Annotated in this window: 16 protein-coding genes; 5 read left to right on the top strand and 11 right to left on the bottom strand. The window is 38.5% G+C overall.

Annotated features, from left to right (window positions below; all coding sequences use genetic code 11):
* Window positions 1–8 precede the first annotated feature (8 nt).
* Window positions 9–749, bottom strand: a complete 741-nt coding sequence (locus RV13_RS02560; protein WP_010743749.1) for a LytR/AlgR family response regulator transcription factor — start codon at window positions 747–749, stop codon at window positions 9–11.
* Between the two features lie 187 nt (window positions 750–936).
* Here RV13_RS02560 and RV13_RS02555 point away from each other — a divergent pair, with 187 nt between their 5' ends.
* Window positions 937–1329, top strand: coding sequence for a nuclear transport factor 2 family protein (locus RV13_RS02555; RefSeq protein ID WP_010743748.1), 393 nt, complete (start codon window positions 937–939; stop codon window positions 1327–1329).
* Between the two features lie 118 nt (window positions 1330–1447).
* Here RV13_RS02555 and RV13_RS02550 read toward each other — a convergent pair whose 3' ends face one another.
* The 3 genes from RV13_RS02550 to aspD all read right to left on the bottom strand — a co-directional run bounded on the left by RV13_RS02550 (window position 1448) and on the right by aspD (window position 4558).
* Window positions 1448–1996: an ECF transporter S component gene (locus RV13_RS02550; protein ID WP_028020693.1), complete on the bottom strand. Its 549-nt coding sequence runs from the start codon at window positions 1994–1996 to the stop codon at window positions 1448–1450.
* Complete coding sequence (gene thiD, locus RV13_RS02545; protein ID WP_010743746.1) at window positions 1986–2804, bottom strand: bifunctional hydroxymethylpyrimidine kinase/phosphomethylpyrimidine kinase; 819 nt, start codon at window positions 2802–2804, stop codon at window positions 1986–1988. The genes RV13_RS02550 and thiD overlap by 11 nt, the downstream gene beginning before the upstream one ends.
* Window positions 2805–2962: 158 nt before the next feature.
* Window positions 2963–4558 carry an aspartate 4-decarboxylase gene (aspD, locus tag RV13_RS02540; protein WP_010743745.1) on the bottom strand — a complete coding sequence of 532 codons (1596 nt, stop codon included), beginning with the start codon at window positions 4556–4558 and terminating at the stop codon, window positions 2963–2965.
* Window positions 4559–4892: 334 nt separating this feature from the next.
* On the opposite strand from aspD, the gene RV13_RS02535 reads away from it, so the two are divergent.
* Together RV13_RS02535 and RV13_RS02530 are read left to right on the top strand one after the other, a co-directional pair.
* Window positions 4893–5147: a hypothetical protein gene (locus RV13_RS02535; RefSeq protein ID WP_010743744.1), complete on the top strand. Its 255-nt coding sequence runs from the start codon at window positions 4893–4895 to the stop codon at window positions 5145–5147.
* Window positions 5148–5336: 189 nt separating this feature from the next.
* Window positions 5337–5753, top strand: a complete 417-nt coding sequence (locus RV13_RS02530) for a hypothetical protein (protein WP_010743743.1) — start codon at window positions 5337–5339, stop codon at window positions 5751–5753.
* Window positions 5754–5786: 33 nt separating this feature from the next.
* On the opposite strand, the gene RV13_RS02525 is transcribed toward RV13_RS02530, so the two are convergent.
* A complete protein-coding gene (locus RV13_RS02525; protein ID WP_010743742.1) occupies window positions 5787–6521 on the bottom strand; it encodes a YdcF family protein in 735 nt (244 codons plus the stop codon).
* Window positions 6522–6621: 100 nt separating this feature from the next.
* Complete coding sequence (locus tag RV13_RS02520) at window positions 6622–6882, bottom strand: DUF6442 family protein (RefSeq protein WP_010743741.1); 261 nt, start codon at window positions 6880–6882, stop codon at window positions 6622–6624.
* 357 nt (window positions 6883–7239) lie between these two features.
* Here RV13_RS02520 and RV13_RS02515 point away from each other — a divergent pair, with 357 nt between their 5' ends.
* On the top strand, window positions 7240–7854 hold the full coding sequence (locus RV13_RS02515) for a histidine phosphatase family protein (protein ID WP_010743740.1): 615 nt from the start codon (window positions 7240–7242) through the stop codon (window positions 7852–7854).
* A gap of 513 nt (window positions 7855–8367) precedes the next feature.
* Here the strand turns inward: RV13_RS02515 and RV13_RS02510 are convergent.
* Together RV13_RS02510 and RV13_RS02505 are read right to left on the bottom strand one after the other, a co-directional pair.
* A complete protein-coding gene (locus RV13_RS02510; RefSeq protein ID WP_028020873.1) occupies window positions 8368–8862 on the bottom strand; it encodes a GyrI-like domain-containing protein in 495 nt (164 codons plus the stop codon).
* Between the two features lie 70 nt (window positions 8863–8932).
* Window positions 8933–9847, bottom strand: a complete 915-nt coding sequence (locus RV13_RS02505) for a GIY-YIG nuclease family protein (protein ID WP_192926142.1) — start codon at window positions 9845–9847, stop codon at window positions 8933–8935.
* Between the two features lie 295 nt (window positions 9848–10142).
* Here RV13_RS02505 and RV13_RS02500 point away from each other — a divergent pair, with 295 nt between their 5' ends.
* The gene (locus tag RV13_RS02500) at window positions 10143–11747 is read left to right on the top strand and encodes an NlpC/P60 family protein (RefSeq protein WP_060789279.1); all 1605 of its coding nucleotides are present in this window, start codon (window positions 10143–10145) and stop codon (window positions 11745–11747) included.
* 265 nt (window positions 11748–12012) lie between these two features.
* Here RV13_RS02500 and RV13_RS02495 read toward each other — a convergent pair whose 3' ends face one another.
* From RV13_RS02495 to RV13_RS02490, 3 genes are read right to left on the bottom strand one after another with little or no spacing between them, the layout of a single operon-like run.
* Window positions 12013–13467, bottom strand: a complete 1455-nt coding sequence (locus RV13_RS02495; protein ID WP_010743736.1) for a HAMP domain-containing sensor histidine kinase — start codon at window positions 13465–13467, stop codon at window positions 12013–12015.
* Window positions 13464–13691, bottom strand: a complete 228-nt coding sequence (locus tag RV13_RS21265) for a winged helix-turn-helix domain-containing protein (protein WP_303621059.1) — start codon at window positions 13689–13691, stop codon at window positions 13464–13466. The genes RV13_RS02495 and RV13_RS21265 overlap by 4 nt, the downstream gene beginning before the upstream one ends.
* Entirely contained in the window at window positions 13692–14159 is a 468-nt protein-coding gene (locus tag RV13_RS02490; protein WP_010743735.1) for a response regulator transcription factor, read from the bottom strand.
* Window positions 14160–14169 lie beyond the last annotated feature (10 nt).

The raw sequence follows: 14169 nt of genomic DNA, 5'->3' as shown, positions 1-14169 counted from the left end.
TTCCTCCCTTACTCTTCCAAAAGCGCTAAAATTTCATTCTTTTTAGTACGTGAAAGCAAAACAGTATTGCCATTTGTTAATTGAATCAATTTCTTTTGTTTATTTATCCCTGAGATAAACGAACGATTAACTAGATAGGAGCGATGGGTGCGAACGAACGCTTCGCCTAGCTGCTCCTGAATATCTGCAAGCTTACCGTAAAACTCAATAAAGGCTCCTTCTGCCACGAGATTTAGAACGTGCTTTTTCGTTGAAGTTTCAAAATAGACAATGTCCTCCAGCGGGACATAAGAGGTTTCATTCATCCGCTGAACAGCGAAAAATTCTTTTTTCTCACGCTTGTCATTTTTGCAGCGTTCATTAATATCTGCAAGGCATAAAGCAATTCTTTCCAGCATATGCTTTTCATCTTCTTTGGGGATATAATCCAACGTTTCTAGCCGATATTTAAATGTCTCAGTTAAAAGCTCCGAATGAGACGTGACATATACGATAAAACCACGAGTATCCAGTGAGCGAATCTGTTTTCCTAATTCGAACCCATTCATTGTTTCATCTTTTAAATCAACATCTAGAAAATAGATGCCTTGTCTAGGATTAGATGAGAGTGCGGCTACTATTTCTTGAGGAGAGGTAGTGACGGTCTCTACTGTGAAATCGTAGTCCTCGATCATGCAAATATCGGTAATTTTTTTCTGTAAAAAAGTCAATATAGTTGGATCATCTTCACAGATGTGGATAGAGATCATAAACATCCTCCTTTTTTGAAAAGAATTTTTACAGAATACTTACAATATACACTAATTCAAATGAGAAAAATGCTCTTTTTATGAAATATTTATCATGATTATTGACGATTCGTTTAAGGGTTCAGCAAAAAGTACGTTGCCTTTCTTGCTATACTAGAAGCATAAAAGGTTATAGGAGGAAGTGGGCATGGAACAAAAGGTAATTGAGGAATTTATTGCAGCGATCAACGAGCAAAATCTTCCGCAGATCATTGAGAAGATGGCGGAGGATTTTCAATTCATTGATACATATGGTGATCGAGAAGGAAAAGAAGCGATGAAGCTAGGCTGGCAAGGGTATTTTGAGTGGTTTCCAGACTACCGAATTGAAATTGATGATTATGCAGTGAATGAGAGATTTACGATGATAATCGGTAAGGCCAGTGGCTCTTATTTAGGAAAACCTGAGAATCATTGGGCTTTTCCAGCTGCATGGAAGGTGGAAACTAAAGGGCAGCAAATCAAAACATGGCAAGTTTTCTGTGATTCAAAAAAGCAGTTGGATTCGATGAAGGAGGATTCTGTAAAATGTAACGATTGATATATGTTTTTCAGCCAGTTGCATACAAAAAAGCTAAAAATACGACCTGAAATTATTGAAAATTTCAGGTCGTATTTTTAGCTTTCGCCCCTGCCAAGGACATCTATTATAGCATAAATTAGACAGGTTGATTATGAAAAATCAACTGCATGGCCCGTCTTAATGGGAAGTAGACGAGACTTACGATTAGAATCGTTGAAAAAATATTTATGACAGTAGCGGGCATAGTGGCTAATGCAGCGAAGAAGGCAGGCTTCAGCTGTGCCCCAGCGATCATTGCCATCACTGTTGCTTTAATGACCGACATGACGAATTTCGCAATACCGGCGCAAATCCCGATAATGATAACCTGCCAAATGCGGGTAGGTTTGCGTTTGAAAATAGAAAAGGCAACATAAGCTGCGGCGCCTACTACAAAGCTTTCTACTAAGAAGTAAGGGGCCTCCGCGGCGAAGCCATTTAAAATATCAAAGACAAAAAAACCGATCCCGCCAGCTAAAGCGCCTTGCCAATAGCCGACTAATAGGACAGCTAAAAGCACCACTGAGTTGCCGAAATGAATGAAGGCGCCAGTCGGCAAAGGAATCTTGATCATGGTTCCCATCAAGGTAAGTGCCGCAAAGAGCGCGACCAAGACTAAGTTTTGAATTCGTTTATCACTGTTCATCTGAATACTCCAATCGTTTTTCTCCGTGGGTGTAGGCGCCATGCCATACATGTCCTACATATGGATTGATTTGTTCACCCATTGTGATCGCGGCCTGTACAAAATCAATCGCTTGCTTGATGGCAGCCTCAACGGGATAGTTTTTTGCGATTGCTGCAGTGATGGCTGCGGCAAAAGTACAGCCGGCACCATGATTAAACGGTGTGTCAATCACAGCATGGGGATAGCGCTGGAAATTTCTGCCATCATAGTGCAAGTCTAAGGTTTCTTTCGAAGCCAAACGTGCACCACCTTTGATTACGACATGCTTGACCCCAAGCAAAGCAATTTTTTTTGCCGCTTTCTTCATTTGTTCTTCTGAAGTGAGCTCTCCTAATTCGGATAAAATACCGGCCTCTCGTAAATTAGGGGTTGTGATTAGTGCTTGGGGCAATAAATTTTCCCGTAATGCTTGAACTTGGTCAGTTTTAATAAAGTCTTGGGTTCCTTTGCCGCCAATAACGGGATCAACGATCAGTGGAATATCTTTCGGAAGAATCTCACTAACAAGACCTATGATTTCCTGCGAGGGCAGCAGGCCAGTCTTGATCGCGTCAATCGGTCCCGCAAAGATAGAGGCGATTTGTTCTTGAATCAGCTCTAATGGAAGGGTGCGTAAATGATGCGCCCCAGTTTCTGGTTCCAAGGTAACAATCGAAGTGATCGCCGCCAAACCAAAGGTACCAAATTCTTCAAAGGTTTTTAGATCGGCTTCTAAACCGCCTCCGCCTGTAGCATCAGAGCCGGCGATGGTTGCAACTTTTTTCATATAGAAACGCTCCATTTGTTTTTTATAGGATAGCTTTTTACTTCTCAGCTGAAAACAGCCAATTGGCTTTGTTTTCCCTCAGCCAATTTACATAATAAAGTGTACCACTAGCAGAAGAAAAAGAAAAAACCTTGAGCTAGGCTCAAGGTTAAAGGTAGTTATTTTGTTTTCATCCATTGATCACGAATCTCATCCGTCAAACGAATGATTCGTTTGCCAACTTCTGGGTACTGATTAGTGGCTAAGTTTGCTAAGGAAACCCGCACGGCCCACTCACTGCTGCCGAAAGCATTGGCTTTTAATAGCATCAATTGTTCTTTTTCTGCTAAAGAGGTTAGAACCTTTGTAACGGTCCATTTATTTTTCAAATAATCTGCGAAGGCGTTGCCGTATCGTTTACGGGTCCACTCTTCGTAATTGATCTCGCAATAATAAGCAGTATCTAAGTCTTCTAATGGTTCTTGTAGACCTAAAGTATGGAATAGTAATTTTTCCCGCTGGCGGCAAATATCCATGACTTCAGCTTTATAGGCTTTTCCTTCGTCTAGTAGGCTATACAAGCTGAACATCACCATCATGACCTGCTGCGGTGCAGAAAGGCCAGAGGCATGGTTCAATGCCACGTCACGACTGTCTGCCACGATTCGATCAATAAAGGTGATTGTCGTTGGGTCAGCAGTCAATGATGCATATCGTTCATTTAGCAGCTCAATATTTTCTTGCGGTAGATTTGCGATCAATTCGTCAAAAAGATTGTGCTTAGCTACAGCAATCGTTCCTACACGCCAGCCGGTAGCACCAAAATATTTCGAATAAGAATAGATGCAGGCGGTATTGTAAGGAAGTTCGGAAAATAGAGAAGTAAAGACTGGAACAAATGTACCGTAAACATCATCTGTCAAAATCATTAACTCAGGATTATCTGTTGCAACAACATCTTTTAGTAAATCAATGGTTGGTTGTGCTAGTGCGTTTGCTGTCGGGTTGCTTGGATTGACGACGAAAACAGCTTTAATATCAGCATCTCGCAATTTATTGATTTCTTCGTCTGGATATTGGTACGTCATTTTTCCGTCAATCATTGTTTGTTTTGCTTGAACCTTGACGATATCAAAGGAATACTTTGGTAACTCTGGAATTTCTAAATAAGGCGCGAATGTCGGCAGCATCAAAGCGATCTTATCGCCACGATTCAATAAGAAGTTATTTAATAGGGTGTCAAAAATATAGCAGATCCCCGCAGTTCCGCCTTCAACAGCGAAAATATCGAAAGGTATGCTGCTGTCGGAAAATAATTCCTGATTCAAATAAGCTTTAATAGGTCCTTCGCAGGCAGTTAAGCAACGAACGGGGTTTGGATAATTGTCCCCGATAATGTGGTCCAGCATATCAGTCAACCAGGCGTCTTTTGGCATTCCAAGATAATTATTGTCAGAAAACCAGATTTTTTTTAAAAAATCGGCGCCTTTACCTGGATGTGCTGCTAAAAAATCAACGAAGCGTTGTCCGCGACCTGTATCAGATTGGATCATTCCCGCAGTCAATTCCCCTGTGCCATATAACGTTTCTTGCGTAGCGAATTGACCAAGCAAAAAGAAAGCTTCCCGCGGAGTAGGAGCGGTCCAGTTAGGGTTTCCTCGTCCAGCGTTCAAAAGGTTGGTAACCTTTTTATTTTCGTGGATCTTTTGTTCCAAAAAGAGACTTAATTCAAAGGGACTTAATTCTTCTAAGGCTTGTTCAGTAATTGTAGACACAAATACGACTCCTTCAACGGTTTATTTGCTTCCATAGTAACGAGAATAATTTTTAATATAGCGTAAATACGCTTAGAGTTTATGAGAAAGTTTCTGTTAAAATACAAAGAAATAAGAGTCGTTTTCTTTTTCTTAATACTAAAAAGAGCGATACAGCAGCAAAGAAAACGATTACAAAATTCTTAGAATTCTTTTTTCTTGAATTTTATGATCAGATATCAGACTTTCGACCCATGCCAAATAGTAAGAAAAGAGGCATACTATACCTATAAGTTGATCGTAAAGACAATTGATGGTTGAAGTATATAGATAGTTAGTAAAGGAGGATTTGAAGATGGATCAATTAATCGCTCTTGCGTTTATCGCATTATTGGTTTTCTTTGTCGTGAAGGTTGGTTCTGTATTATGGCGTATCGCCGGCGTCTTGTTTTTGCTCTTCATCATTTATGTGTATAAGGACCAAGTGATCTCTCAGGTTCAAAATTTTATTGCGAATCCTAATTTTGGCGGATTGTGGCAAAGTGTTTCTGGTTTCTTCGGAGATCTGTTTGATAAGGTAGCGGGCTTTGTAGGTACTGTGATCGAATAAAAAGAATAGATGAAAGGCTGCAAAGTTGATTGCAGCCTTTTTTTCTGGAAAAAAACCAATAAATTTAAACTTTTGAAAAAGAATAGTTATACGAAATAAAGATTGTCTCAGGATAAACAGCAAACTCCAGCTATAATCTAATTAAGGTGAAAGGCAAAATTTGTTAGTGCACAGCAGGAGGGATGGGCCATGGGAATGACCTCAGAAGCCTCAGAACAATGGGTCACGATCGAAAAGAAAAAAAGAGGAAAATTTAAGCATGCTGAAGAAAAGAGGAAACCGCAGTTTTTACACTCGGTTTATGACCTTTTTCATGAAGTAGAAAAGATCAATCTACGTCTTAATGGCCAGCCTGAAGCAAATTTTTTAAGTTTGCAGGCACGTAAATGGCAAAATCGAATGACGACAGTTGCTATTATCGTCATTCGCGCAAAGGACGGGTTGATTCGGTTTGTGACGGAATACGAAGAGCCTGAACATGTTAAAAATAAAAAATTTGGTGATCTGAGGATTAGGAAGAGTCCAAACTATCTGATCACTTTTACAGCGAAAAGGAGATGCAAAATAAAAGTAAGGAATAAAGAAAGATCGTACTCTGTTAGATGAGTACGATCTTTTTATAAATAGAAAAAGGAAGGGTTATTTCCGTTCGATATTCTCCAAATATTTTCGACAACGGCGATAGCTGTCCAATACGTTCTCAGGAACCTCTACATGAGGAATGAAATTTGCGCCTTTTGGTCCATAGCCTTCGGAATCATCATTCAATCGACGAATTTCACCAACAACGAGAGATAAGAAATAATCAGGTGCCCACCAGTCATCCATTACAGAATTTTTAAAATGTGGGCGTGTATCAAAATCAATCAGCTTTGGTTGTTCAAAAAAGAGCGGCTGGATTGCTGATAGAGGCAATTGCCATTCTTTGCTGAAGGTGACATGGCTGCGTTTTTGGACCATGGGATCCTGAACTAACCAAAAGTTTTTTGGTGTATCCTTATTAAAAAGCTCGTAAGAAAAACGGGCATTTTCCCCAGTATTGGTGGATTTTCTTTCTAATAGAAAAGTAAGCTTGCGCGAACAAAACTGCAGAAATATCTCTTGGGTAATTTCTGCCTCTGAAAGCTGATCCCATTCTGGTCGAACAAGCGCCGGATAAAATTTCTTGCAATTGGTGATCAGAGGTTCTGTGCCATGACCAATTCCTCCAACAAAAATGACACGCTTTACAGCATTTTCCCTCTGGCAAAATTGTGCAGCGGAAATAATCAATTGAGGTAAGCTGTTTCCAGCAATCAATAATGTATCAGATTGAAAAGTTGGATTTTCCGGGATGGTCGTTAGATAGTCCACGAGTATCGCAAAATCAGACATAGTTGCCTCCTTATTAATAAATGCACTGAATAACTCTATATAAATAGTAGCAAACTTTCAGACAGAAAAAAACTGCCGATAAATTATCGGCAGGGAAGAGTTAAAATAAATAGCGAACAAAGAAGAAAAGACAACAGATGAGAAGAATGACCGATAATGTTAACCAACTTTTTTGCTTCATCCATAGGAACTTTCCGTAACAGAAGGCAGAGGCAGCACCTGTAAAGAGACTAAACAGATCCATGACCTCGCGATGCTCCACGACACGTGCGAGCATTAAGATGCTAAAAAGAATCAAGCTGAAAATACCCGCTGTGGCCAAAGCCAAATCTGTACTGGTCTGTTCTTTTCTTTTTTCCATACGATGCCCTCCATTTCGTAAAATAAGTTCTGTGCTCTTAATTTCATACTAAAAAGTTATAGTTTTCTTGCTCAATTACAAACATCTCTATTAAAAACAAGGCGATATAGTAGATATTGTTGTTTTAATTATAGATGAATCCGATTACAATGTCACGTGTATTCGCCGCATCCGTTTTATAAATCAGTTATTTTTTGTCGAATTTATCAAGGAACTTCTTTTTTTTGATCGTTTTCTCCGATTATTGGTGTATACTGGGTGGGAGAAATCCATTGAAGCAAAAGTTAAGCTGCAGGTTGTTGAATCAGTTTGGCTGATTGCTCTATTTTGAGGATTATGAGTACAGGGAGTGAGAGTGTGACGCAATTCTATTTTGTTCGACACGGAAAAACAGAAATTAATGAAGCGGGACGATTTAATGGGGGAACCGTTGATTCTCCATTGATTCCAACAGGAGTTGAGGCAACGAAGCGAATGGCGCAATATCTTAAGGATGTTCCATTCGATGTTGCATTGACTTCACCTCAAATGCGCGCGCAAACAACTGCGCAGATCATTCTTTCAGAAAATAAACGGCCGCCTGAATTGACGATTATTGAGGATTTGCGAGAAATGCGTTTAGGCGATTGGGATGGTGAGAAGATTGATCAGATTACTGAAGCCTATCCGGAAGATTTAAAAAATTATCGCACACGTCCAGATTTGTTTGACGCAGAGAAATTTCACGCGGAATCTTATTCACATTTAATCGAAAGAAGTAAAGCAGTGATTGACAGCGTGACAGAAAAATATCCGAAAGAAAAAATATTGGTCGTTAGCCATGGGATTTTGCTAATGGCTCTATTGAATACCTTGAATGGAGTGCCACTAGCAAAAATTCGTGAGAGAGGAATCTTAGAAAATTCAAGCCTAACGATTCTCACTCATTCAACAGACAAAACAGCGATCGAGACGTGGGGACAAACCTTCTAATCAAGGAGATTAGTAAATAATGAAAAAATACTGCTTGTCCATCTATAAATAGACGGTTAAATTCAATTTGTAATGATTTTAACACAATCTTAACATTTTCAAAAAGAACTATATATTAATTTAAACATATTTAGAAAAGAACGTCTATATAATTATTTTAGTTATTTATGGACGTTTTTTTGTTGCTTAGAATAATAAAAAATGACATAAGATAACTTAGCAACTCTTTAAGATTCACTTACTTTTTCCTTATAAGTGATTGAAGAAAAGATAATTTTTACCGAAACTCGTCTAGAGTTAAACTGAAAAAGAAAGGTAACTTACATATAACTTTTAAAAGGTTTCTTAAAGTCTTTTCTGTTTTTGTTTTTTTATTATGTAAGTAATTGAATGCCGATAAAATAAAAAAACGTCGTTTGCCTGATTAAAAAGACTTTGGAAAAGAAGAAACAAGAAAAAAGCTCTTCGAGTTTTTAATCGAAGGGCTCTCATTTTATTCTAATGTTGATGAGATCATTCTGTAAATAGATCTTTTCGCTTTAAGCGATAAGTCAATTCAATCATCGTTTCTTGATCCTCTAAAGGGACTGAAGCATCCGTTAAAAAGTACTCATAGCTGCGGAAAGTGAAGATGCCATTTTCTTGCTTAATCGCATCGATCAATTCCTTATAAGATGCTGTTAAATCATCGTAATCCCCAACATAAAGCGTCCGAACTGCTTGATATCCTGGAAGTACATAACTTTGGAATTTTTCTGTTGAAGGAATTTCTTTATCAATAGGAAAACCAATCTCTACATCTAATAATTCATCTTTAGGCTGCCCTGTATCATCAAGATTTAAGTAGGAAATAAACGGTGTTCCCACGAGCTCAGCTCCGTGTTTTTGAATATATTCTAACAAATCCATAAAGGAAGTTCCGATATAATCTGGTAGATGCTCATGTGAGATATGAGTAGACATCGAAACGATTGTTTGTGCTGGTTTAGTGATTTTTTCAATTTGCATATAGCCATCCCTCATTTCATAAACTCCTACGCTGATTGTAACAAGGAATGAAATCGAATACAAATAGGAGCTATTCTTCCTCAGTAGAAAATCCTAGAACTTGTCCGTGCTGGTTCAAATAGTTAAAGAAAATGGGGAAGAGATCGACATCTTCCTTTTCTAACCGATCTTTTTCATTGAGTCGTTGCCACGTTTTGGCGGAGACACCTTGAGCTAATCTCTTTTTTGCTTGTTTAAAGGAAGGCTTTCGTTGATAGACGACTCGATTCAAGAGTTCTCCTTTAGCATAAAGGTAACAGTAATAGCCGCCCTCTTCAGGTAGTATTCCTACAAAAGTTTGGTTTTGCATGATTTGGATCAACTGCTTATTGCGGCGCAGAAACCTTTGAACAGTCAAGTAATTGTTCCACCATTGTGCAGAAGCTTCGTAATCGTGTCGCTCACTAGCTGCTTGGACCCGCTGATCAATTCGAGTAAGCAGAGCAGTGGATTGACCAAGTAAGGTGTCTTTGATTTCTTGAATACGCAACTCAAACTCCTCATCTGGAGAGATTTCCTTGTAACTCTTGACGATACCGGCAACATACTTTAAAGGACCATCTAGACGATAGGTGCTATTAATTATTTCCTTCAGCTCTTGAATTTTACTTTCCTTATAAAAGGGACCAATGACTAGCCCATCTTCTGACCACTCACTCAGAACTTTCAAGTAGGGTGGTTTGTTAAGAAATTGAAAGTAGCCGTAGCCTTCATAGTAATTCATCATTCGATTATATCTTGGGCGAAGTTGATGAATTAAATGGCATTCTAATAAGAGCGCATCAAATTCAGTTGCCACCAATTCATAATCAAAGTCGTCGATCAAGCGGACCATTTCTTGAACTTTACGGGAGTGTTGCTTGTTTTTAACAAAATAGGAACTCACACGTTGTCTCAAGTTTTTTGCCTTTCCAACGTAGATTACTTCCCCGCTAGTGTTTTTCATTCTATAAATTCCGGGAGTTCTTGGTAAATTCTTAATTTTCTCTTTTAGCACATATTCACCTCATTTGTTCGATTTAACAAAAAAGATTTTTAAACAACTTTTAAACGAGCTGTTCCAGAATCATTTTTTTAACAAATTTGAAAATAATTGAAAAATAGGCCTTTTTGGTCTATTCTCTTAAAAAATAATCTAAAATATCAAGAAATGCAGTTCATTAACAATGACCTATCATTTCCATTGTGTTATAATTAATATTGTTAAGAAAGCAATGAGAGAGAGAATGGAGAGATGTTAAATGTCAAATAAAGTTTTAACCCGACGTGAACTACGTCAACAGAAACGCCAGAAGACCACGAACTATCGCTATCTTAAAAAAGGGTCTGCTGTAGTAGGTACTGCCTTAGTAACGGTTTCGGTAGCGGCACCATTACTAAACACACATGAAGTAGAAGCTGTTGAAGGAAAAACGACTGCAACTACGTCAAATGTTGATAAAAAAGCGTTTATCAATGAAATTTCAAATGAGATCAAGCCATTAGCTGAGAAACATGACCTGTACGCTTCTATTATGATTGCTCAAGCCATCGTCGAAAGTGATTGGGGACAAAACGACTATGCGCAAGCCCCTTATTACAACCTTTTTGGATTAGAAGGTCAGTATAAAGGCAAATCAGCAATGCTGGATAAGAAAAATTCAGAAACTGGTCAAACTGAAAAGAAAGAGATGAAACAATACGGTTCTTATAAAGAAGCAATTCAGGACTATATTGAAATCATCAAAACAACTTCTCGTGACGGTAACGAAAATTACTTTAGTGGTACTTGGCGCAGTAACGCAAAGGACTACCAAACAGCCGCTGCAGCTTTAGAAGGACGCTTCAATGATGATCAAAGTTATGTTCAAAAATTAGTGTCAACTATCCAAGAACATAATTTAACTAGCTATGACGCAACAGAGCCAGTTACACCGCCAGTCGCTCAACCTGCTGTAGAAACACCAGCTCAACCGACTGAATATACTGTCCAATCTGGCGATACGGTTAATTCTATCACGGATCAATTCGGAATTGGTGTACAAGAGTTTAATGATTGGAACAATATTGAAGACAATAACATTTATGCTGGTCAAAACGTTGTTGTGGGCAACGGTACAGTAAGTGAAGAACCAGCGACAGTTGCACCAACAACCCAATTAGAAAATACCACACCGATTGTGGATCAACAACCAATCTTAGATCAACAGCCAATTGTTGATTCTACATCAACACCAGAAGTAACACCAGCACCAGAAACGCCGGTTGTAACTCCTGATGTAGCACAAACCACACCGGTTCAACAGGAAGAAGCGCCTGTACAGGAGGAACAAGCAGTACAAACACCTGTAGCAGAGACACCAGCGACAACAACGCCGGAAAAACAACCTGAACAAGTGCAGCAAGAACAACAAACACAACAAACACAACAAACACAACAACAGGATCAACAGCAACAGCAGACACAACAAGATCAGCAACAAACAACGACTGATCAGTCAACCGACACGACTCGCGGTCAACAAATCGTGAATGAAGCGGAAAAATATATCGGCACACCATATGTATGGGGTGGAAAAGACACGAGCGGTTTCGACTGTTCTGGTCTTACTCAATATGTTTACAAGCAAGTAACGGGTAAAGATATTGGTGTTTGGACTGTAGCACAAGAATCATCAGGTACGACAATCGATGTCAGTCAAGCACAACAAGGGGACCTATTATTCTGGGGCGACCAAGGATCAAGCTATCACGTAGCGATCTCAGCTGGGGGCGATCAATATATCCACGCACCACAACCAGGTGAAAACGTGAAATATGGTTCAACTCAATATTACGCACCAGACTTCGGTGTCCGCGTATACTAAAATTAACTTAAAAATAATATCCAAGAAGGCTTAAAGTGACTAAGTCTCCTTGGATATTTTTTTATTGAATTATAGAAATAATAGTCATTTCATTTATAAAGGGGACATTTTCTTTTGATAGCAGAGATTTTGCCGGAGGAAAAGCTGGGTCAACCCTGAAAGAAGAGTATTTCTATATGAACGCAACAAGGTAAGGAGAGAGTTGAAAAGCACCAAGAGAATGAAGAAACCACACTATTCAATAAAAAAGTCCATCAAAATAGAACTACAAAAATATTTGAAATAGTTTCTCCTGCTTATTTACTTCAACAAATAAAATATTACCACCATGCTTCTCAACAATTTTTTTACTAATGGCTAAGCCTAGTCCACTACCATTTTGAGTAGAACGTGAGCTGTCACCGCTGACAAAGGGATCAAATAATTGCGTTTGTAATTCTTTAGGGATGGGAGTGCCATCATCCTTGATTTCAAAAACAAGTTGATTATCAAGTGTATAGAGTTTGAGTTGTACTGTTGTTTCAGGCGGATTATGCTGGATGCTGTTTCCGATCAAGTTATCAAAAACACGCCTTAATTCAGTTGGATCTCCAGAAATCTCTAACGCGGATTCTGGCAGGTCGAAATTTAAGTGGATCTTATTTTTTTCTGCGACATCAAGTTGTTCTAATAAAACTTCTCGGATCAATTCGACTAAGTCTAGATTTTGGCAGTGGAGCTGATAGTCAGGACTTTCCAGCTTAGAAAAAATCAATAAGCGATTGACTAGTTCATTCATATGCGCTGTTTTTGACATAATGGTTTCCATCGTTTGAGTCAGCTTGTCATCAGAGACTAACCCATCTGCTACAGCTTTAGCAGTTCCTTGAATTGTAGTAAGGGGAGTACGTAAATCGTGGGCCATATTGGCAAAAAGCAGCTGCCGCTCTTTTTCGTAAGAAGTTCGCTGCTGATCGGCTTTTTTTAGCTGATCCGCCAAATGGTTGAAGGAATTTTCGATTTCGACATATTCGTATTCCGCGTTCACATGGATTTTTTTACTATAATCTCCTTCATTAATCGTCCGTAACCCATCAATTAAAATGGTATTTGGTGCGACGATATGTTCTTTGACCGATTTTGAGTAACGTCTAAGACAAAAAATGAAAATGAGCAGGAGCGGAAGTAGAATAACTGGAAGCCATTTAAAATTTGAAGAGGTAACCATAGAAGTTAGATTATGGTAAACAGGATTAATGTTTCCTCTTAATCCATTTTTGGGAATTTTAGCTATGCAGGTGTAGTTCTTTCTATCTTCTCCTTTAAATGGTGCAAAAGTAGCCATGTAACTTTGTTTTGGATTATTTATTTCTAAAAACATTGGTCCAAACTGATAATTTTTTTTATCAATAACAGCTTGTAAACCATCCATTTCTAATAATTGATTTTGTGTGTAATGAGTCTTCGCTTTTTGAACGTTTCCTTTGGTATAGATTACGTTATTATTTTCGTCAAGTATCTCCAACCAACCACCAACATCTTCAAGAGCAGATATATTAATATTTTGGTAGTCAGATCGTACAATTTTATTGGCAGATAAAGCCTTTGCATCCGAATTGTTACCAATTAAAAATATTTGAATAAAAAAAGTGAAAATAGAGATTAACCCCAGTAACAAAATCGAAGTCGTAATATACTTCTTTGTTAGGAACCGTCCTAATGTCTTGGGCTTTTTTTTCATGGCACTATCTTATATCCTAATCCGCGAATTGTTTGAATATAAGATTCCTCCTTTCTAGTTCCCAATTTTTCTCTGAGTCGATTAATATAGACCATGATATTGTTATCATCGACGATATAAGTATCTTCCCAAACTGCCTCATAAATCTGCTTTTTTGTGAATACTCTTCCTGGAGAAGCCATCAACAAACGCAGGATTTTAAACTCAATCGAAGTTAAGTTTATTTATTCTTCTTCTTCTTCTTTAAAAAGGAGACATTGATCAAGATCAAGAGCCAAATCATGAAGTTTGAGAATTTTAGGCAGATGAACTTCTCTCGAACCTAATGAATAAAAGCGACGAAGCTGAGCACTGACACGCGCGACTAATTCTAAGGGATCAAAAGGCTTCGTCACATAGTCATCTGCGCCAATATCTAAACCAAGAACCTTATCCGCACCGGCATCTTTCGCGGTCAAAAAAATGATTGGGATATTTTTTTCTGCCCGAATTTTTTTGATTAATTGATAGCCGTTGAGTTTAGGCATCATGATATCTAAAATGGCGAGATCGATTTTCTCTTGTTGGATACAGGTCCATGCCTCTTCACCATTAGTGGCCGATACTACCGTATATCCGTCTTTTTCTAAATATAAGGTAACAAAATCAATAATCCCTTGTTCATCATCCGCTACTAAAATTGAGAACCCCATTAAATGCACC

It is taken from the genome of Enterococcus raffinosus (assembly GCF_001886185.1).
Lineage (GTDB): Bacteria > Bacillota > Bacilli > Lactobacillales > Enterococcaceae > Enterococcus_A > Enterococcus_A raffinosus.
The sequence above is the reverse complement of the archived record's forward strand: the minus strand, read 5'-3'. Positions and strand labels throughout refer to the sequence as shown.

Coding starts and splice junctions, on each gene's coding strand:
- RV13_RS02520 (WP_010743741.1), bottom strand. CDS start 6,882: ATGGAAAAAAGAAAAGAACAGACCAGTACAGATTTGGCTTTGGCCACA.
- RV13_RS02535 (WP_010743744.1), top strand. CDS start 4,893: ATGGATCAATTAATCGCTCTTGCGTTTATCGCATTATTGGTTTTCTTT.
- RV13_RS02560 (WP_010743749.1), bottom strand. CDS start 749: ATGATCTCTATCCACATCTGTGAAGATGATCCAACTATATTGACTTTT.
- RV13_RS02525 (WP_010743742.1), bottom strand. CDS start 6,521: ATGTCTGATTTTGCGATACTCGTGGACTATCTAACGACCATCCCGGAA.
- RV13_RS02505 (WP_192926142.1), bottom strand. CDS start 9,847: ATGAAAAACACTAGCGGGGAAGTAATCTACGTTGGAAAGGCAAAAAAC.
- RV13_RS02555 (WP_010743748.1), top strand. CDS start 937: ATGGAACAAAAGGTAATTGAGGAATTTATTGCAGCGATCAACGAGCAA.
- thiD (WP_010743746.1), bottom strand. CDS start 2,804: ATGAAAAAAGTTGCAACCATCGCCGGCTCTGATGCTACAGGCGGAGGC.
- RV13_RS02500 (WP_060789279.1), top strand. CDS start 10,143: ATGTCAAATAAAGTTTTAACCCGACGTGAACTACGTCAACAGAAACGC.
- RV13_RS02510 (WP_028020873.1), bottom strand. CDS start 8,862: ATGCAAATTGAAAAAATCACTAAACCAGCACAAACAATCGTTTCGATG.
- RV13_RS02490 (WP_010743735.1), bottom strand. CDS start 14,159: ATGGGGTTCTCAATTTTAGTAGCGGATGATGAACAAGGGATTATTGAT.
- RV13_RS02495 (WP_010743736.1), bottom strand. CDS start 13,467: ATGAAAAAAAAGCCCAAGACATTAGGACGGTTCCTAACAAAGAAGTAT.
- RV13_RS02550 (WP_028020693.1), bottom strand. CDS start 1,996: ATGAACAGTGATAAACGAATTCAAAACTTAGTCTTGGTCGCGCTCTTT.
- RV13_RS02530 (WP_010743743.1), top strand. CDS start 5,337: ATGGGAATGACCTCAGAAGCCTCAGAACAATGGGTCACGATCGAAAAG.